This is a genomic window from Pontibacillus sp. ABV4_188 (assembly GCF_056311905.1).
In genome coordinates this window covers 149,076-167,547 of the sequence record NZ_CM149975.1, presented here as the reverse complement: position 1 = coordinate 167,547, position 18,472 = coordinate 149,076, and the positions used below count along the sequence as shown (strand labels likewise).

The 18,472-nt window shown below is 41.2% G+C and carries 29 protein-coding genes; 2 read left to right on the top strand and 27 right to left on the bottom strand.

The genetic code is table 11. The features are described 5' to 3' along the window. Positions 1–119 precede the first annotated feature (119 nt). Positions 120–776, bottom strand: coding sequence for a beta-phosphoglucomutase (pgmB, locus tag ACYX4O_RS00940; RefSeq protein WP_476353820.1), 657 nt, complete (start codon positions 774–776; stop codon positions 120–122). Positions 777–841: 65 nt separating this feature from the next. Further along, a complete protein-coding gene (locus ACYX4O_RS00935) occupies positions 842–1,063 on the bottom strand; it encodes a hypothetical protein (protein ID WP_036787668.1) in 222 nt (73 codons plus the stop codon). Positions 1,064–1,210: 147 nt separating this feature from the next. Here ACYX4O_RS00935 and pdaB point away from each other — a divergent pair, with 147 nt between their 5' ends. Then, positions 1,211–1,972: a polysaccharide deacetylase family sporulation protein PdaB gene (pdaB, locus tag ACYX4O_RS00930; protein ID WP_476353817.1), complete on the top strand. Its 762-nt coding sequence runs from the start codon at positions 1,211–1,213 to the stop codon at positions 1,970–1,972. 14 nt (positions 1,973–1,986) lie between these two features. Here the strand turns inward: pdaB and ACYX4O_RS00925 are convergent, their stop codons facing one another. Continuing rightward, positions 1,987–2,661 (bottom strand): KinB-signaling pathway activation protein, encoded by a 675-nt coding sequence (locus ACYX4O_RS00925; RefSeq protein ID WP_476353815.1) that lies wholly within the window; start codon positions 2,659–2,661, stop codon positions 1,987–1,989. A gap of 145 nt (positions 2,662–2,806) precedes the next feature. Between ACYX4O_RS00925 and gerD the strand changes: the two genes are divergently transcribed. Continuing rightward, positions 2,807–3,463: a spore germination lipoprotein GerD gene (gene gerD / locus ACYX4O_RS00920; protein ID WP_476353813.1), complete on the top strand. Its 657-nt coding sequence runs from the start codon at positions 2,807–2,809 to the stop codon at positions 3,461–3,463. A gap of 41 nt (positions 3,464–3,504) precedes the next feature. On the opposite strand, the gene ACYX4O_RS00915 is transcribed toward gerD, so the two are convergent. From ACYX4O_RS00915 to rplF, 24 genes are all read right to left on the bottom strand, one after another. Beyond that, positions 3,505–4,554 (bottom strand): Mrp/NBP35 family ATP-binding protein, encoded by a 1,050-nt coding sequence (locus tag ACYX4O_RS00915; protein WP_476353811.1) that lies wholly within the window; start codon positions 4,552–4,554, stop codon positions 3,505–3,507. 99 nt (positions 4,555–4,653) lie between these two features. After that, positions 4,654–5,367, bottom strand: coding sequence for an N-acetylmuramoyl-L-alanine amidase CwlD (cwlD, locus tag ACYX4O_RS00910; protein WP_476353809.1), 714 nt, complete (start codon positions 5,365–5,367; stop codon positions 4,654–4,656). Positions 5,368–5,430: 63 nt separating this feature from the next. Beyond that, positions 5,431–5,874 carry a DUF2521 family protein gene (locus tag ACYX4O_RS00905; RefSeq protein ID WP_476353807.1) on the bottom strand — a complete coding sequence of 148 codons (444 nt, stop codon included), beginning with the start codon at positions 5,872–5,874 and terminating at the stop codon, positions 5,431–5,433. Positions 5,875–6,130: 256 nt separating this feature from the next. Further along, a complete protein-coding gene (gene rpsI / locus ACYX4O_RS00900; RefSeq protein WP_036787686.1) occupies positions 6,131–6,523 on the bottom strand; it encodes a 30S ribosomal protein S9 in 393 nt (130 codons plus the stop codon). Between the two features lie 22 nt (positions 6,524–6,545). Beyond that, positions 6,546–6,983, bottom strand: coding sequence for a 50S ribosomal protein L13 (gene rplM, locus ACYX4O_RS00895; protein ID WP_036787689.1), 438 nt, complete (start codon positions 6,981–6,983; stop codon positions 6,546–6,548). A gap of 163 nt (positions 6,984–7,146) precedes the next feature. Then, entirely contained in the window at positions 7,147–7,890 is a 744-nt protein-coding gene (gene truA, locus ACYX4O_RS00890; RefSeq protein ID WP_476353804.1) for a tRNA pseudouridine(38-40) synthase TruA, read from the bottom strand. A gap of 13 nt (positions 7,891–7,903) precedes the next feature. Further along, a complete protein-coding gene (locus ACYX4O_RS00885) occupies positions 7,904–8,701 on the bottom strand; it encodes an energy-coupling factor transporter transmembrane component T family protein (protein WP_476353802.1) in 798 nt (265 codons plus the stop codon). After that, positions 8,698–9,564: an energy-coupling factor ABC transporter ATP-binding protein gene (locus ACYX4O_RS00880; RefSeq protein ID WP_476353800.1), complete on the bottom strand. Its 867-nt coding sequence runs from the start codon at positions 9,562–9,564 to the stop codon at positions 8,698–8,700. The genes ACYX4O_RS00885 and ACYX4O_RS00880 overlap by 4 nt, the downstream gene beginning before the upstream one ends. After that, on the bottom strand, positions 9,540–10,379 hold the full coding sequence (locus ACYX4O_RS00875; RefSeq protein WP_476353798.1) for an energy-coupling factor ABC transporter ATP-binding protein: 840 nt from the start codon (positions 10,377–10,379) through the stop codon (positions 9,540–9,542). Before ACYX4O_RS00875 ends, ACYX4O_RS00880 begins: the two co-directional genes overlap by 25 nt. A gap of 174 nt (positions 10,380–10,553) precedes the next feature. Continuing rightward, positions 10,554–10,913, bottom strand: coding sequence for a 50S ribosomal protein L17 (rplQ, locus tag ACYX4O_RS00870; protein WP_036787704.1), 360 nt, complete (start codon positions 10,911–10,913; stop codon positions 10,554–10,556). A gap of 44 nt (positions 10,914–10,957) precedes the next feature. Further along, positions 10,958–11,902 carry a DNA-directed RNA polymerase subunit alpha gene (locus ACYX4O_RS00865; protein ID WP_036787707.1) on the bottom strand — a complete coding sequence of 315 codons (945 nt, stop codon included), beginning with the start codon at positions 11,900–11,902 and terminating at the stop codon, positions 10,958–10,960. A 182-nt stretch (positions 11,903–12,084) separates the two neighbouring features. Further along, positions 12,085–12,474 (bottom strand): 30S ribosomal protein S11, encoded by a 390-nt coding sequence (gene rpsK / locus ACYX4O_RS00860; RefSeq protein WP_036787710.1) that lies wholly within the window; start codon positions 12,472–12,474, stop codon positions 12,085–12,087. Positions 12,475–12,499: 25 nt separating this feature from the next. Beyond that, on the bottom strand, positions 12,500–12,865 hold the full coding sequence (gene rpsM / locus ACYX4O_RS00855) for a 30S ribosomal protein S13 (RefSeq protein WP_036787713.1): 366 nt from the start codon (positions 12,863–12,865) through the stop codon (positions 12,500–12,502). A 24-nt stretch (positions 12,866–12,889) separates the two neighbouring features. After that, complete coding sequence (gene rpmJ, locus ACYX4O_RS00850; protein WP_036787716.1) at positions 12,890–13,003, bottom strand: 50S ribosomal protein L36; 114 nt, start codon at positions 13,001–13,003, stop codon at positions 12,890–12,892. 39 nt (positions 13,004–13,042) lie between these two features. Continuing rightward, a complete protein-coding gene (gene infA / locus ACYX4O_RS00845; RefSeq protein WP_036787719.1) occupies positions 13,043–13,261 on the bottom strand; it encodes a translation initiation factor IF-1 in 219 nt (72 codons plus the stop codon). After that, entirely contained in the window at positions 13,239–13,574 is a 336-nt protein-coding gene (locus ACYX4O_RS00840; RefSeq protein ID WP_476353794.1) for a KOW domain-containing RNA-binding protein, read from the bottom strand. The genes infA and ACYX4O_RS00840 overlap by 23 nt, the downstream gene beginning before the upstream one ends. Positions 13,575–13,590: 16 nt before the next feature. Further along, complete coding sequence (gene map / locus ACYX4O_RS00835; RefSeq protein WP_476353792.1) at positions 13,591–14,337, bottom strand: type I methionyl aminopeptidase; 747 nt, start codon at positions 14,335–14,337, stop codon at positions 13,591–13,593. After that, positions 14,334–14,987: an adenylate kinase gene (locus ACYX4O_RS00830; protein WP_476353790.1), complete on the bottom strand. Its 654-nt coding sequence runs from the start codon at positions 14,985–14,987 to the stop codon at positions 14,334–14,336. The genes map and ACYX4O_RS00830 overlap by 4 nt, the downstream gene beginning before the upstream one ends. 43 nt (positions 14,988–15,030) lie before the next feature. Further along, positions 15,031–16,323, bottom strand: coding sequence for a preprotein translocase subunit SecY (gene secY, locus ACYX4O_RS00825; protein ID WP_188655919.1), 1,293 nt, complete (start codon positions 16,321–16,323; stop codon positions 15,031–15,033). Beyond that, positions 16,323–16,763, bottom strand: coding sequence for a 50S ribosomal protein L15 (gene rplO, locus ACYX4O_RS00820; RefSeq protein WP_036787735.1), 441 nt, complete (start codon positions 16,761–16,763; stop codon positions 16,323–16,325). Before rplO ends, secY begins: the two co-directional genes overlap by 1 nt. A 32-nt stretch (positions 16,764–16,795) precedes the next feature. Beyond that, positions 16,796–16,978, bottom strand: a complete 183-nt coding sequence (rpmD, locus tag ACYX4O_RS00815) for a 50S ribosomal protein L30 (RefSeq protein WP_036787738.1) — start codon at positions 16,976–16,978, stop codon at positions 16,796–16,798. A 13-nt stretch (positions 16,979–16,991) separates the two neighbouring features. Beyond that, a complete protein-coding gene (gene rpsE, locus ACYX4O_RS00810; protein ID WP_036787740.1) occupies positions 16,992–17,498 on the bottom strand; it encodes a 30S ribosomal protein S5 in 507 nt (168 codons plus the stop codon). A gap of 20 nt (positions 17,499–17,518) precedes the next feature. Then, positions 17,519–17,881, bottom strand: coding sequence for a 50S ribosomal protein L18 (gene rplR, locus ACYX4O_RS00805; protein ID WP_036787742.1), 363 nt, complete (start codon positions 17,879–17,881; stop codon positions 17,519–17,521). A gap of 32 nt (positions 17,882–17,913) precedes the next feature. Next, positions 17,914–18,450: a 50S ribosomal protein L6 gene (gene rplF, locus ACYX4O_RS00800; protein WP_476353787.1), complete on the bottom strand. Its 537-nt coding sequence runs from the start codon at positions 18,448–18,450 to the stop codon at positions 17,914–17,916. Between the last annotated feature and the right edge of the window lie 22 nt (positions 18,451–18,472).

Genomic DNA, 18,472 nt, shown 5'->3' with positions numbered 1-18,472 from the left:
AAGTGCTTATCTCGCTGACAACAAAAAATATCTTACCATGGTATTTATGACTTTGGCAATAGTTTTTGATAAAAAAATTAAAATCCCTTTAAAAATTCTATTAAAGGGATCATGAGATCTTACCCGTAATGCCCTCTTAACGCTTTTAACGTGAGTTGTGATGGGTGTTCTATAATCCAATCTGCTTTTGCCATAGCTCTTTTACTCCCCACGCCTACCGCATACATTCCAGCAGCTTTAATGGAATCCACTCCGGCTTCAGCATCTTCTACTCCTACACATTCATCAGGGTTAACCGCTAACTGCTCCGCTGCCTTTAAAAAGATCTCCGGATCAGGCTTACCATTCTTAACGGTAGCTGCGTCTACTATTGTATCTAAATAGGGTTCAATTCTAAGCTGTCGAATAACAGGGCGGGCATTCTTACTAGCGGAAGCTAGGGCTGTTGGAATTTCCGCTGCTCTTATCTCATTTAAGAACGGTAGTATTCCGGGCAGAAGATCATCTGGAGTAATTTGCTGTATAAAGGTTTTATAATGTTCATTCTTTTTATGAGCTAACTTATTGATTTCTTCTTCAGAAAGCACAATGCCTCCATGCTGTAAAATCATATGTAAGGAGTCCATTCGACTTACACCTTTTAACCGTTCGTTAAACGTACGATCGAAATGTACTCCCAATTCTACTGCAAGTTGTTTCCAAGCTAAATAATGATATTCAGCCGTATCCGTAATCACACCATCTAAATCAAATATAATGGCTCCTATTTCCCTCATTCATCTTCACCCCTATGTAAAAGCGATTTCATATATACACTATATCATACATAGGAGAAATCTAACTATTGATGTTTACGCTTTGGCAGTACATATCGAATACAATCATGTTTGCTTGCTAATCTTTTGAACAATTGATACAGGATCTTATAGCGTTCTTCCATAGCTCTTTTTACAACGTGATCAATCCGGTGGTCTTCTAAGTCCATTAAAAGTTCATCCATCTCCCGCTTCAATAGATATTCTATTTCTTTTTGTTCCATATCTTTTAATAAAAGTCCTAGCATGTACTCACCTCTTTATAATTGTTCCCTTCTATCATGTCCATTTATATCCAATTTATGAAATGAAACATCTGCTTGTTCATATTTGTCCACTCCGTTCATAAGTTGTACTAAGCAGGGAATTTCTGAATGGATAAGGAGAGGTGTATGATGCAACACTTTTATGCATGGAACGGACACCGAATAAAAAAGTGGGGACTAGTTGTTATTGCCGCTCTATTCTGCTCAATTTTTCTATGGGTAGAAAGAGACAATGCCTTCTCTGTCTTTTCAACCGACAAAGGGCCGAGGGCACTTATTAGCAGTAACACGAAGGGCAAGGATATAGCTATTACATTTAATATTAGCTGGGGGCAAGAAGAGGTCTTTCCTATTCTCGAATCATTAAAGAAAAACAATGTAAAGGCTACATTCTTTGTTAGCGGAGAATGGGCTGAAAAGCACCCGGATATTCTAAAAGAAATTACTGAAAGCAAACATGATTTAGGAATGATGGGATATCGTTATAAAAGTTATGCTAAACAAGACATTGCTCAAGTAAAGAAAGACCTTCTGTATGCAAAAGAAGTGTTTAAGAAACTGGGGTATGAAGAGATGGACCTTCTAAGACCTCCACATGGACACTTCAATAAAGAAGTACTAACGCTTGCAGAAGATCTCGGTTTTAAGGTCGTACAATGGAGCATAAACCCTGAAGACTATAAGAACCCCGGAACGCAAACCATTGTAGACGAAATCATGAAAGAAACTTCAGGCGGAGACATTATTGTTTTACATGCTTCTGACTCTGTAAAGCAAACAAACGAAGCATTAAAGACTGTCCTTCCAGGATTAAAACAGAAGGGGTACGAATTTGTCTCCATATCTGAGATGATTTCAAAAACAGATGCAAAGTCGTCTGCTGTGAAATAAAAAAAGCAAACGTATTAACGTTTGCTTTTTTTCTTTTTGTTCTTCTTTTTCTTCTGGACTGTTTTGGACGTATTAGATGCAGGTACCGCTTCTGCCTTTGTTTCTCCATCATTCAAGCGATGAAGAACCAATAGCTGATAAGTATTACAGAAAAGAATGGCAGGTAGCATGAGCATAATCCAATCAGAGTCATCAGCCTGGAAAGCTGGTACGAGCTCTACTGAAGTTATAACGACCATAAAGAACAGAGCTGGGATAAATGCTTTTGAGTTCGTTTCTTTAGCCTTCAGATACGCTACTGCCCAACCAAATAAAAGAAGCGCCGCTGGCAATACAAAAAATGAAGCTACGCCCGCTTCTCCTGATACAGACTTATAGCGGAAGTACACCAAATCAAACAAAGTAAACAAAATCAGAACAACCTGGATGGGTGCCCACAGCTTTCTAAACATCCCTAAACCAAATTGGTGAACCGTTAGATAAGCAAAGAACGCCATCTGACTAATTACACTAAAGATAAAACCTAATCCTAAATACATGAGCATTAATATAATGACTTCCCATATACTAAAAGGATTAAAAGCTGTTACATAATGTTCATTCTGCACAAAAAAACTAACGACGAGGGTTATAAGTCCTCCCCACAATAAAGTCGTCAGAAATAAATTCACCCATTTGCGACTTGTCACGTTGGATCCCCCTACTTTCATTGCCGTAAATCAATCCTATGGTATTTTACCATAAAAACAAGCGTTTTCACTCCAAAACTTGTGTATATTTTCTTTCAATTATCTCATATTAAGTATATGTAAGGTGATTGAAAGGAGCGTTCTCATGAATAGGATGAAGGGTTTAGCAATCCTACTCGTACTAATGACCGTATTGACAGCTTGTTCTGGTAACTCCTCATCTGGCGGAGAACAAGCTGATTATGATAAAACCAAGAAAATGGTTGTAGATATATTGAAAACCGATGATGGAAAAAAGGCAATCACAGAAGTTTTATCCGATAAGGAAATGAAACAACAAGTTATCTTAGAATCAGATGTTGTCAAAACAAGCATTGAAGAAACCATTATGTCTGATGAAGGGAAGAAATTTTGGGAAGAATTATTCCAAAACCCTCAGTTCTCTAAAAAATTCGCTGAATCACTATCTGAAGAACAAAAGAAGATTATGCAGTCTCTCATGAAAGATTCTCAATACCAAAAAAGCATGTTAGAGCTTTTACAAAATCCTGAAATGGAACAACAAATGCTTACAGTCATGAAAAGTCAGCAATTCCGTGAAGACTTGGAAAAGACGATACAAGAAACCATGGAAACCCCTATGTTCAAGGCTAAAATGAGCGAAATCGTTCTAAAAGCTGCTGAGGAGATGAAATCAGGACAATCTCAATCAGAGGGTGGTGGCGATTCACAGGGTGAGAAGAGCTCAAGTGGAGGCGATGGTTCTAAACAAGAACAACAATCTGGTAGCGGAAGTGAATGACAAAAAGGGTGCCCTTTTATAGGGCACCCTTTTCATTACGCTTAACTCATCTTTTTTATCATTTTGTTCGCAATGGATAAAAAGATCTTTCCTGTCGGGTGGTCTGCTTGGTACACACCAGGAGCAAAAATATCCTCTTCTTCATAAGGTTGTTGAAGAGGGAGTTGTCCAAGAACTTCTGTCTGAAGTTGTTCAGCCAGTTTCGGACCTCCGCCTTGACCAAACACAAATTCCTTTTGACCCGTTAACGCACTTTGGAAGTACGCCATGTTTTCGATTACTCCTAATATTTCATGCTCTGTTTTAATAGCCATTTGGCCAGCACGCGCCGCTACAAACGCAGCCGTTGGGTGAGGCGTAGTGACGATCACTTCTTTACAGGATGGGAGCATGGAATGAAGATCTAACGCTACGTCACCTGTACCTGGCGGGAGGTCAATAAGTAAATAATCTAAGTCTCCCCACTCTACTTCTTTAAAGAAGCTTGTTAGCATCTTACCTAGCATTGGACCTCTCCAGATAATTGGAGAATTATCCTCAACGAAAAAGCCCATAGAAATAACTTTCACCCCAAATCGTTCTACAGGGATAATCTGCTCACCACGTACAACCGGTCGCTCTTCAATCCCCATCATATCCGGCACACTAAACCCGTATATATCGGCATCAATAATTCCTACTTTTTTACCTAAGCGCGCTAAAGAGGTGGCTAGGTTTACCGTTACAGTGGATTTCCCTACTCCACCTTTACCGCTAGCGATTCCAATGAATGTTGTCCCTGTATTTCCTTCTAATATTGATTCACTTTCATGACTAGCACCCGCATACTGTTGAATAACCTCATCAGATAACTGGTTGAACCTTAATCCTACTGTAGCCACACCAGCACCTTTTAAAACGTTTACAATTTCTTGTTGAAATTGCATTTGCTCAGCTGTATTGGGTTGGGCTATAGCGATCTTAACACTTACATGATTCTTCTCTTCTTTAATTTTAATCTCTTCTATTCCGCCTGTTTCTTCTAATGTTCTATGTAAATGAGGATCTTGCAAGGGATGCAGCAGATCCACCACTTGTTCTTTTGTAATCATATTCTGTCACCAACCTTCTATAGTGTCTATGTTGTAGTATAACATAAAAAGGCAGAAAGCTTGGGTACAGTGCTTGATTATTACAAATTTTCAGTAAGGTCACTCCGGTATCGCATCCTCTGTAACGTAGCGCAACATCCCTTCATATACGGAGGCAGCAACTTTGTTTTGATACTCTTCTGTTTTCAATAACTCACGTTCATGAGCGTTGGACAAAAAGCCAATTTCTACAAGCGCTCCAGGGGATTCCGTGTTGCGAAGCAAGTACATGTTACTAATAGCTAATGCACTACGATTCGTATTTTCTAAATTCCGCTTAATTTCACTTTGAATCAGTTTCGCAAGTTGTTCACTTTCTGGCGAAGATGCATTATAAAAAGATTGAGCCCCGTGCCATTTTGGTGAGGGAATAGCATTTAAGTGAACACTTACATAGAAATCAGCTTCTTTATCATTGATGAATTCAACACGCCTCTTTAAATCCTGGGATTTTCGCTTAGAAATGCTTTTTTCATCCTCATAAGCCAAATCAACATCTCTTTCCCTCGTCATATAAACAAGAGCCCCAGCTTGTTGTAAATAGTCCCGAAGTTTTTTAGAAACATCAAGTGTTATTTCCTTCTCAAGCGTTTCATCACTCCCCACCGCTCCACCATCAACCCCACCATGGCCAGGGTCAATGACAATAACCTTACCAGCAAGGGGAAGGGACCATGTTTGCCACGAATCATTTGTTTCGATCGGATAACGTATAAGTACAATAAGGATCACTAAACCAATAAACCAACTTGAAATTTTAAAAGCTTTCCCCATCCTTGTCTCCTCCTCGTCCTAGCTACTTCTCAATATATGGGACAAGGATGGAGATTATGCGTATCAATCAAGCCTTAGGCGTCTACGTCGTTCCCCTCGTTCTAAACCAATCTTCCACCATGCATCTATAAAATCCTCACAGCTCTTTTCTGCCTTTACAACAAACCATCCATTTATACCTGAGGCTTGCTGCCAATATTCCAGGTAATCAAAGAAATCTAGTGTGATGGTACCAAGTTCAGATTCATACCGTTTTTGAATTTCCTCCATACTCTCTCCCATTAGTATAAATTGACTCGCCTCTGCCCCTAATAAGTATGCTTCCATTGCTTGCTCAACCGCTTCTTCCTTAATAGCGGACTCATACACTTGAAACGAGTGGAAGAAGCGTTTAAACCTCATAGCCACATCGTTTTGAACTTCTGTGAATGTTAACTCACGCAATAAATTTCGCTCAAAAGCTAGCTGTTTATTTAAACGGAGCCGATCTATTGATACAACCGACATACCGAATCACCTCCATATTGCTTATTAGTGTATTCGGTATGAAGCTCAATCATTCTGAGCTATAACACTTCCCTTGACTGGAAAAAATACGTACACATAAAAAAGCCCACCAACAGGAGAGCGGTGGGCTCTAATTGAATAGTATGGAACGACTTACGTTAAGTTACACAGGAGAACATAGTAAAATTATGATTAATTAAACGACAAAAAACCCCCAGTCCAAGGACCAGGGGTTTTGAAAAACGAAAATATAAAATTAACGTTTTGAGAATTGTGGAGCACGACGAGCAGCTTTAAGACCGTATTTCTTACGCTCTTTCTTACGAGGGTCACGTGTAAGTAGACCTGCACGCTTAAGAGTCGTACGGTATTCTGGATCTGCTTCTAACAACGCGCGTGCAATTCCGTGACGGATTGCACCAGCTTGACCTGTGAAGCCACCACCATCAACGTTTACATAAACGTCGTAGTTGCCTTCGTTTTCAGTCACAGCTAAAGGTTGTTTAGTGATCACACGTAGCGTTTCATATGGGAAATAATCTTCTGAGTCACGTTTGTTAATAACGATACGGCCTGTACCTGGAACTAAACGTACACGCGCTACAGAAGTTTTACGACGTCCGGTACCGTTGTATTGTACTTGTGCCATCTGTAGTCAACCTCCTTATTAATTAACCGCGAAGCTCGTATGCTTCTGGTTTTTGTGCTTGGTGCTTGTGTTCAGGACCTGCATAAACATGTAGCTTTTTGCCCATTTTGCGTCCTAGGCTTCCGTTTGGTAGCATACCTTTAACGGCTAGCTCGAGCATTTGTTGTGGATAGTTCGTACGCATTTCTAGAGCGTTACGTTCTTTAAGTCCACCAACATAATTTGTGTGACGGTAGTACATCTTGTCCGTCAGTTTTTTACCTGTAAGTTGGATCTTCTCAGCGTTTACGATAATGACATGATCGCCAGTATCAACGTGAGGAGTGTAAGTTGCTTTATGCTTACCGCGAAGGATTGCTGCAACTTCACTAGCCAAACGACCTAGTGTTTGGCCTTCAGCATCAACAACATACCATTTGCGTTCAACGTTGTTTTCGTTTGCCATAAAAGTTGTGCGCATGGTCAGTTCCCTCCTGATTTTCGTTATCTCGTTAACGTATATTTTATTCTCAACACAATTAGATTCCGGGGCCAATCGTGGTATAGAAATAAAATGCCATAGATCATATTATAATACTTTACTATTTAATGTCAAGGGTATGTTACACCTGGGGACGTTGTTTTTACAAATAATCTACATTCCACAGAAACAACCCTTGTGGTGGCGCCGTTTTGCCAGCCCGGTCTCGATCTTTAGCTGCCAATATTTCTTTTAAGTCTGATACGTCTTTTCTTCCAGAACCGATCTCAAGGAACGTTCCGATTAGAATACGAACCATATTATAAAGAAAACCGCTCCCGATAAACGTAAATACCAACTCATCCTCAACTACGTCGCAGCGGACAGAATATAGAGTACGCACATAATCGCCTTTCATCGTGGTTTTCTTTGAACAAAAGGACGTAAAATCATGCGTGCCTTCTACTAGAGCGCATGCCTCTTGTATGGCCTCTATATTTAATTTATAAGGATAGTGAAAGGTGACGCCTCTCCGGAAAACATCGGGGATGTCACGGTTTAAGACACGGTACCGATATTCTTTCTTTTTCGTACTATAGCGTGAATGAAAATCATCAGATACAGGATGAGCACGTTGTATGACCACATCATCCGGCATTAAAGATTGCAGGGCCTTTCTCCAATCCATATCAGGATGATCTAAATTAGAATCGAAATGAAGGACTTGTCCACGTGCGTGAACACCTGCATCCGTCCTTCCAGAAGGATGTAAACGTACTTCTTTCCCTTTATGAATTTTCTTCAACGCCTTCTCAATTTCTTCCTGAACAGTTCGTCCATTTGGTTGAACTTGAAATCCAGAAAAATGAGTACCATCGTAGCTTACCACACAAGCAATACGAACCATAGTGTAGACACCTCTATGCTCTAGTTAAAAATACAGCGATTATCACAAAGGTGAACAGAACAAGAACCGTATAGTCAATTTTACGTAACGCAAGCTCACGGAGCTTAGTCCGTCCTTCGCCACCTTGATAGCCTCTAGCCTCCATAGCCATAGCCAGCTCTTCAGCACGCTTAAACGCACTCACAAAGAGAGGTACTAATAATGGGACAATAGCTTTTAATCGTTCTTTAATAGGCCCTGTTCTGAAATCAACTCCTCGTGAGGCTTGGGCCTTTGAGATCTTCTCTGTCTCTTGCATAAGCGTAGGGATAAAACGCAGAGAGATCGACATCATTAACGCTAGCTCATGTACAGGAAACTTAACCCTTTTTAAGGGATGAAGGAGACTCTCAATAGCATCAGTAATCGCGATAGGTGTGGTTGTCAAAGTAAGCAATGATGTAATAAGAATCAATAAAAAGAATCTTAAAGAAATAGACACACCTTGAATAAGGGCTCCTGAATAAACGTCAAAACCTAGTACGGAAAAAAGGACATTTCCTTCTTTCGTAACGACAAGGTGAAGAATAAACGTAAATATAATCAAAAACCAAACAGGCTTTAATCCCTTTGCAATAAAGCGAGGCGGGATCTTCGTAACCCCAACGCTTAATAAAGCAAATAAGGCGAGGAGCCCATAACTCGCTACAGAGTTAGCAAAAAAGACCACAATGACAAAGAAGAAGATGATTGTAATCTTTGCTCTCGGGTCCATATGGTGTACAGGAGAGTCTCCAGGTACATATTGCCCGATTACCATAGAACTGTTCATACAGAGCCCCCCTTTAACTTCTGAGCAGCTTCTGCAGCCAATTCTTCAATAGATTGCTTTTTGTATTCCAAGGATAAACCAAAACGCTTATTCATCTTAGTAGTTAATTCAATTATTTCGGGTACATCTAATCCCACTTTATTCAAAGCTTCCTTCTCTTTAAACACTTCTAGTGGTTTCCCCTGCATATACATATGGCCATTGTGCATCACAATAACGTAATCAGCATAAGCAAGAGCATCCTCCATACTGTGCGTAACATGAACCGTTGTGAGATTTTTCTCATGATGAAGTTTATAAAACATATCCATAATCTCACGTTGTCCTTTAGGGTCTAAGCCAGCGGTAGGTTCATCTAATACTAGCACTTGAGGATTCATAGCAAGTACTCCCGCAATAGCAACACGGCGCATTTGTCCACCACTCAAATCAAATGGAGAACGCTCTAACATATCTGATGACAACCCTACAGCTTCTATTGTTTCTTGTACTCTTTGTTTAATCTCTTCTTCTTGCACCCCAAAATTTAGAGGTCCAAATGAAATATCTTTTTCAATTGTTTCTTCGAATAATTGGTGTTCTGGGTATTGAAAAACGACGCCTACTTGTTCTCGAAGTGCTTTTAAGTTTTTCGGTTTAGACCCAGCTTGCAACGTGACGTCACCAATCGTCACACTCCCGTGGGTAGGAGCTAGCAAACCATTTAGGTGTTGAATGAGTGTAGACTTTCCAGATCCAGTGTGTCCAATAACAGCGACAAAGGAACCAGATGGAATTTGAAAAGAGAGGTTTTCGAGAGCTCGGTGTTCGAACGGGCTATTGGGTTGATAGATATAACTTACATTGTCGAATGTAATGTCCATAATTCATCCATCAATTCTTCATGATTTAAGGGTTGTTTATTCACATTAAGGCCAAGCTCTTTTAATTCGTGAGCGAACTTTGACACAAGCGGAATATCTAATCCAATGGATTGAAGGTCCCCTTTTTGTTCAAACAGCTCTCTTGGAGTGCCCTCAAACCAAACGTTCCCTTTATTCATCACAATTACCCGATCAGCGAGCGTTACCTCATTCAAGTCATGTGTAATTGTTACAACTGAAACATCACGTTCCTGTCTAACTTGATTCACCGTATGCATAATCTCTTTTCTTCCCTTAGGGTCTAACATGGCTGTAGCTTCGTCCAGAATGATCATAGATGGAGCTACAGCCAACACACTCGCAATGGCGACACGTTGTTTCTGGCCACCTGAAAGCCGGTGCGGCTCATGATCTTCATACTCTTGCATCCCAACAGCTTTTAAACTATGGGCAATTCTTTTTATCATCTCTTCGCGAGGGATCCCGTGGTTTTCAAGCCCAAATGCCACATCGTCTTTAACCGTTGTCCCCACAAACTGGTTATCTGGATTTTGGAATACCATTCCGACTTTACGACGGATCTCCCATATATTCTCATCAGAAAGCTTTAAGCCGTCTACGTACACGTGGCCTTCATTTGGGAAAAGCAATCCGTTCATAAGTTTTGCCATGGTTGATTTACCTGAACCATTATGGCCTATGACAGCTACCCATTCATTTTGGCTCACTTGAATAGAGACATCATCCAACACAACAGGACTGTCATCTCGATACTGGAAAGAGACGTTTTGAAATTCTAAGAAACTCTGCTCCATCTCTTACCTCCTCTGCTCTACTCTCATATTTCCGGGGAAATATGACAAATTAACACAACATCATTTTCACATAATGTCGAATTAGGATATCCACCGGAATTTGTTATAAACGTATAAAAAAAGGGCTGGGATAACCTCTAAAGAGATTCTGTCCTGCCCTTTTTCCAAGTGGGATTATACTAATTCGATAATCGCAGTTTTTGCACCGTCACCTTTACGGGCACCAAGTTTCATGATGCGAGTGTAACCGCCTTGACGGTCTTCGTAACGTGGACCGATGTCTGTAAATAGCTTCTGAAGTGCAGTTTGACCGCTCTCATCATCAGCTTGTGCTTTGTATAGGAATGATTCAGCTTGGCGACGAGCATGAAGATCTCCACGCTTACCAAGTGTAATCATTTTCTCCACAACAGAACGAAGCTCTTTCGCTTTCGCTTCAGTAGTTTCGATACGTTCATGAATAATTAGGTCAGTTGCTAAGTTGCGTAGCAATGCCATACGTACGTCAGTTGTACGACCTAGTTTTCTAGCCATGTCAGTTCCCCTCCTTTGCAGAGTTTCTCTCTATCAACGAATGATTAATCGTCTTTACGTAAGCCTAAGCCAAGTTCTTCGAGCTTATGCTTAACTTCCTCAAGGGATTTACGTCCAAGGTTACGAACTTTCATCATATCCTCTTCCGATTTTTGTGCAAGTTCTTGTACCGTGTTGATACCTGCACGCTTGAGGCAGTTATAAGAACGCACGGATAAATCAAGTTCTTCGATTGTCATCTCAAGGACTTTTTCTTTCTGGTCTTCTTCTTTCTCAACCATGATTTCAGCGTTTTGCGCCTCATCAGTGAGTCCAACGAAAATGTTTAAGTGTTCCATATAGATTTTAGCACCTAATGAAACGGCTTCTTCTGGTCGAATGCTTCCGTCAGTCCAAATGTCTAACGTAAGCTTATCAAAATTTGTCACCTGGCCTACACGAGTGTTTTCCACTTGGTAGGTAACACGTGAAATTGGAGTGAAGATAGAATCAACTGGGATGACGCCGATAGGCTGTTCATCAAATTTGTTCGCTTCTGCAGGACGATAGCCGCGTCCTTTTTCTGCAGTAATTTTCATACGCAGATTTGCATTAGATTGTAACGTAGCAATGTGGATCTCAGGGTTTAAGATCTCCACATCTGAATCATGCGTGATGTCTGCAGCTGTTACTGCTCCTTGTCCTGACACATCAATCTCTAAAGTTTTAGTCTCTTCAGAGTAAATCTTAAGAGCTAATTGCTTAAGATTTAGGACGATCGTTGTTACGTCTTCGACGACACCATCAACTGTTGAGAATTCATGAAGTGCGCCTTCAATCTGGACAGAGGTTACAGCAGAGCCCGGTAATGAGGATAGTAGAATACGACGTAAGGAGTTCCCTAGTGTTGTACCATATCCACGTTCAAGCGGTTCGACGACCAACTTACCAAACGTTGCATCATCGCTGATCTCAACCAGTTCAATTTTTGGCTTTTCAATTTCGATCATTAATTAAAACCCTCCTTCAAAACGTCGAAACCCCGGTTAGACAAAGTCTAACCGAAATTCCTCAGGTAGGCAGTCCCCGTTTATACATAGTTTATTCGTTCATAAGCTAAAATGCTTTTATACTGCTTTTTTTAGCTATCATAACCCATTATAGACAGGGTGACAAATTCTATACAGGTAAATTACACACGACGACGTTTTGGTGGGCGGCAACCATTGTGAGGTACTGGAGTTACATCAACAATGGCTGTAACTTCTAGTCCTGCTGCTTGAAGTGCGCGAATCGCAGCTTCACGGCCAGCACCTGGGCCTTTAACCGTTACTTCTACGGATTTAAGTCCGTGTTCCATACCAGCTTTTGCAGCTGCTTCAGAGCACATTTGTGCAGCGAATGGAGTAGATTTACGAGAACCTTTGAAACCAAGTGCACCAGCACTACTCCAAGATACTGCGTTACCTTGAACGTCAGTAATCGTAACGATAGTGTTGTTAAACGTAGAACGGATGTGTGCGACACCCGTGTCAATATTCTTTTTCACACGGCGCTTACGAGTGTTTGTTTTACGAGCCATAGGGTTAGCTTACCTCCTTTATACCTTATTTTTTCTTGTTTGCAACTGTACGACGTGGACCTTTACGCGTACGAGAGTTGTTTTTAGTTTTCTGTCCACGTAGTGGAAGACTACGACGGTGACGGATTCCACGGTAGGAACCGATCTCGATCAGGCGCTTCACGTTAAGAGAGTTCTCACGACGAAGATCACCTTCAACAGTGTAGTTCTCAAGAGCTGTACGAATCTTAGCTAATTCATCTTCTGTTAGGTCACGAACACGAGTATCCTCAGATACGCCTGCATCCGCTAAAACTGATTTAGCAGTTGTGTGTCCAATGCCGTATACATACGTTAATGAAATGACAATACGTTTGTCACGTGGAATGTCAATACCAGCAATACGTGCCATTCAGCAGTGCACCTCCTTTTGTACTTATCCTTGTTTTTGTTTATGCTTAGGATTATCGCAAATTACCATTACTTTACCTTTACGGCGGATAACTTTGCACTTTTCGCAAATTGGTTTTACAGATGGTCTTACCTTCATCATCCATACCTCCTTTTAGATCGGAGCATTCCCGCATTATTATTTGTAGCGGTAGGTAATACGTCCTCTACTTAAATCATATGGAGAAAGTTCAACCGTTACTTTATCTCCTGGAAGAATACGAATGAAATGCATACGAATCTTTCCGGAGACGTGAGCAAGTACGGTATGCCCGTTCTCTAACTCAACTTTAAACATTGCATTGGGCAATGTGTCAACGATTGTTCCTTCTACTTCAATTACATCTTCTTTCGCCATCGAGTTGATCTCCCTTCTTCAAATCAGTCACTGCTTCATCTACAAATTTTGATAAGGCAAAACGAAGTTTGCCATTCGTTACGCGACCAGTTTCTAGAAGGCTATTTTCGACCTCAGGAGAGATATACTCAGTACATTCAATGTGTTGAATATTCTTCTTCTTCGGCCTGTCGTACTTTCGTTTTTCTCCGTCTGCGAGCATCACAAAACGATCATCAACAAATCCGATGATAATCATATACTGTTCTACCTCGCGTCCTTGCAAAACACGAACAACCTGACCTATTCGTGGACTCGAATCCGCTTCGTTCAAAAACGATCACCTTCACTTAGGCTTTAGTTAAAATCTCAAAACCTTCATCCGTTATTGCAATAGTATGCTCGAAGTGGGCACACATCTTACCATCTTCCGTAACTACTGTCCAATTATCAGCCAGCGTACGTACATAACGTTCGCCAGCGTTAACCATTGGTTCAACGGCTAAAACCATGCCTGGTCTAAGTCGCGGTCCTTTATTTGGAGGACCATAGTGAGGAATTTGTGGGTCTTCATGAAGTTCTTGCCCAACTCCGTGGCCTACATATTCTCTAACAATAGAAAAACCTTTAGGTTCTACGAATGATTGAATAGCATGAGAAATATTTGATAAGCGAACGCCCGGCTTTGCTTCTTCCAGGCCTTTAAACAAGGACTCTTCAGTTACCTCAAGTAGTTCCTTTGTTGCTTCATCGATTTCCCCTACTGGGTAAGTCCAGGCAGAATCTCCATGATAGCCTTTATATTTAGCGCCAATATCTATAGAGATAATATCTCCGTTATTCAATTGGCGATCACCTGGAATTCCATGTACCAGCTCTTCATTGACAGATACACAAATACTGCCACGGAATCCATTATAACCTTTGAAAGAAGGAAATGCATCCATACTGAGTATGAATTCTTCTGCAATCTCATCAAGTTTATTGGTAGTGATACCAGGTTCAATATGCTTTGCTAGTTCCTGGTGCGTAAGTGCGACAATCCTGCCGGCTTCACGCATAATATCTAATTCGCGTGGCGTCTTTGTAATAATCATTTAGATAAGCCTCCGAGCTTTTGATCGATATCTTGGAATACTTGATCAATTTCTTGATCTCCATTGATCGAAACTAAATATCCTTTACCTTCATAGAAGTCTAATAGTGGTTTAGTGTTTTCAAGGTTTACTTCAACACGCTTGCGCACGGTTTCTGGTTTGTCGTCATCACGTTGAATGAGTTCGCTACCATCATTGTCGCATTTCCCTTCTACTTTAGGAGGGTTGAATGTGACATGGTACGTAGCACCACATGTAGGACATATTCTACGTCCAGTCAAACGCTCGACAAGCTGATCTTGGTCTACATCGATATGAAGAACATAGTCTAATGTAGAGCCTAAGTCAGATAGAACTGTTTCAAGCGCTTCTGCTTGTGCGATTGTTCTTGGAAAGCCGTCTAAAAGAAAGCCTTCAGTAGCATCTTCTTTACCAAGACGCTCGCGCACAATACCGATGGTTACTTCATCTGGTACAAGTGCACCTTGATCCATATAGGATTTAGCTTCTTTTCCTAGATCGGTTCCTTCCTTAATCGCAGCACGAAACATATCTCCTGTTGAGATATGAGGGATTTGGTATTTTTCAACGATCTTCTCTGCCTGGGTACCTTTACCAGCACCTGGTAAACCCATTAAGATTAAGTTCAAAATGTTCCCCTCGCTCTCATTGGTGGATTAGCACCTAATCCTTTTATTTAATGAAGCCTTTGTAGTGACGTTTCACTAATTGACTTTCTAATTGTTTCATCGTTTCTAGTGCAACACCAACTACGATGAGTAGACTAGTACCACCAATTTGAACACTTTGTGGAAGTCCGGCAAAATTCCCTAGGATAATCGGCAATACAGCAATTACTGCTAGGAAAATAGAACCCACAAACGTTAAACGGTAAAGTACACGAGTCAAATAAGTTTCGGTGTTTTTACCAGGACGAATTCCTGGGATATATCCACCTTGCTTCTTCAAGTTCTCCGCCATTTGCTCTGGATTAACCTGAACAAATGTGTAGAAATACGTGAAAGCAATTATTAAAGCTACATAGATAATCATTCCAGTCCAGTTTTGATAATCAAAGATATACTGGATTGTGGAAGCCACTTCACTATCACCGAAGAACCCTGCGACAGTACGCGGAGCGACGATAAATGAAATTGCGAAGATTACCGGGATAACCCCTGCAGCATTTACTTTTATCGGAAGGTGCGTAGAATGACCACCCACTGGAGAACGGTTAACTAACCGTTTCGCATATTGGATAGGAATTTTACGCAACGCTTGTTGAATGAATATAACTCCAACGACAATTCCAACTGTTACAAGTGCAATCAATGCAACAATTACGATATTGAGAAATAGTTGATCTCCTGCTCCGGAAATATATTTCTCATATAACTGGTTCACTCCACCTGGAATACCAGCAGCAATACCTGCAAAGATTAAGATGGAAATTCCATTACCTACGCCATGTGCTGTGATTTGTTCACCTAACCACATTAAGAACGTTGTTCCACTTGTTAGTACGAGTGCAATTACAATGAACTTCATCGCACCCGGATCTAAAATTAATTGCCCGCCAGTCATAGCATTAAAGCCGACTGACATACCAATTGCTTGGATAAAAGCTAGAACGACCGTTCCATAGCGGGTAAACTGAGCTAATTTACGACGGCCAACTTCACCTTGTTTCTTCCATTCTGTAAACTTAGGAACAACATCCATTTGCAATAGCTGCATAATGATGCTGGCCGTAATGTACGGCATAATTCCCATTGCAAAAATGGAGAACTGTTGAAGGGCTCCGCCCCCAAACGTATTTAAGAAGCCAAAAACATTATTTTCATTCATAAAGTTAATGGCGTTCTTATCAGTAAATGGAACAGGTATAAATGTCCCAAGTCGGAATACGACTAACATTAAAAGAGTGAAGATGATCTTTTGTCGTATATCACTCACGCGCATAAAATTGGAGATTGTCCGGAACATTAAATCACCTCAGTTTGACCGCCCGCTGCTTCGATAGCTTCTTTCGCGGAAGCAGAGAACTTATGAGCTTTTACAGTTAGTTTCTTCTCAATGTTACCTTTACCAAGTACCTTGATGCCAGAATTAAGTTTGCTAACCACGCCTGTTTCAAGCAAAAGCTCAGGAGTGACTTCTGTTCCTTCTTCGAAACGATTCAACGCGTCAAGGTTTACAACTGCAAACTCTTTGCGGTGAATGTTTGTGAAACCACGCTTTGGTAGGCGTTGGAATAGAGGCATTTGACCTCCCTCGAAACCTGGGCGTACACCGCCACCGGAACGAGCTTTTTGTCCTTTATGACCACGTCCAGAAGTTTTACCGTTACCAGTAGCCATACCACGGCCTACACGATTACGTGTTTTACGAGTACCTTCTGTTGACTTCAGTTCATGAAGTTTCATTGTAGCACCTCCTCTTTTACGTTATTCGATCGTTATACTTCTTTTACCGTCACTAGGTGAGATACTTTGTTCGCCATACCACGTACAGCTGGAGTATCTTCGTGAACTACGGTTTGGCGAATTTTCTTAAGACCAAGCGCCTTAACAGTAGCACGCTGTGGTTCTGGTCTGCCAATCACACTGCGAGTGAGGGTAATTTCTAATTTTTTAGACATACTATTTCCCTCCTTATCCTAACAGTTCTTCTACAGACTTTCCACGAAGTTTCGCAACGTCTTCCGCACGCTTAAGTTCGCTAAGTCCGCTTAGTGTAGCACGTACCATGTTAATTGGTGTGTTTGAACCTAATGATTTAGATAGGATGTCACCTACACCTGCAAGTTCTAGTACCGCACGTACGGGACCACCTGCGATAACTCCAGTACCTTCTGCAGCAGGTTTCATAAGGATGTTTCCAGCACCGAAACGTCCGATGATTTCGTGTGGAATTGTAGTACCAACTGTTGGTACAGTGATTAGATTTTTCTTCGCATCTTCAATTGCTTTACGAATCGCTTCTGGAACCTCTTGGGCTTTACCAGTACCGAATCCAACATGACCATTTTTGTCTCCTACTACAACCAATGCAGCAAAACGGAAGCGGCGTCCACCTTTAACAACCTTTGCAACACGGTTGACAGTAACAACGCGTTCTTCTAGATCTAATTTGTTAGGATCTACTACGTTTGTACTCATTTCTGTCCCTCCTTTTTCTATTAAAATTCTAGTCCTGCTTCGCGAGCAGCGTCAGCTAGAGCTTTCACTCGTCCGTGATATAAATAACCTCCGCGGTCGAATACAATAGCAGAAACGCCATTATTCTTCGCACGATCAGCTACCATCTGACCAACTTTTGTTGCAGCTTCAACGTTTCCAGTAGTATCAAGGTTAAACTCGTTATCTACTGTAGAAGCGCTAGCTAGTGTAACACCATTTACATCGTCAATGATTTGAGCGTAAATGTGTTTGTTTGAACGATAAACGTTTAAACGTGGACGTTCCGGAGTACCAGCTACTTTTTTACGCACGCGTGCATGTCTTCTCTTACGCACAGCATTTTTGTCAGCTTTTGTGATCATTCAGGTCACTCCTTTCTCTTCCCTAACGAGACTTATTTAGCAGTTTTACCTTCTTTACGACGAACATGTTCGCCTTCGTAACGAATACCTTTACCTTTGTAAGGCTCTGGTGGGCGGATTGCGCGGATGTTCGCTGCAACAGCGCCAACTAGTTCTTTATCGATACCTCTAATAGTTAATTTCGCGTTAGATGGTACTTCGATTTCGATACCTTCACGCTGTTCTACCTCAACTGGGTGAGAGTAACCAGCGTTAATGATGATCTTTTCACCTTGCTTTTGCGCACGGTAACCTACACCTTGAATTTCAAGGCTTTTCTCGAAACCTTTAGAAACACCTTCAACCATGTTTCCGATAAGGCTACGGGTAGTACCGTGTAAAGAACGGTGTTCTTTATTATCGCTTGGGCGAGCAACGGTTAAAATATTGTCTTCAATATTGATCGTCATGTCTGGATGGAAATTACGAGTTAACTCACCTTTAGGGCCCTTAACTGTAACTTCGTCCCCATTCATGATGATTTCAACACCCTCAGGGATTTGTAGTTGTTTTAAACCTACGCGGGACATACTGTGCACCTCCTGTCATTCA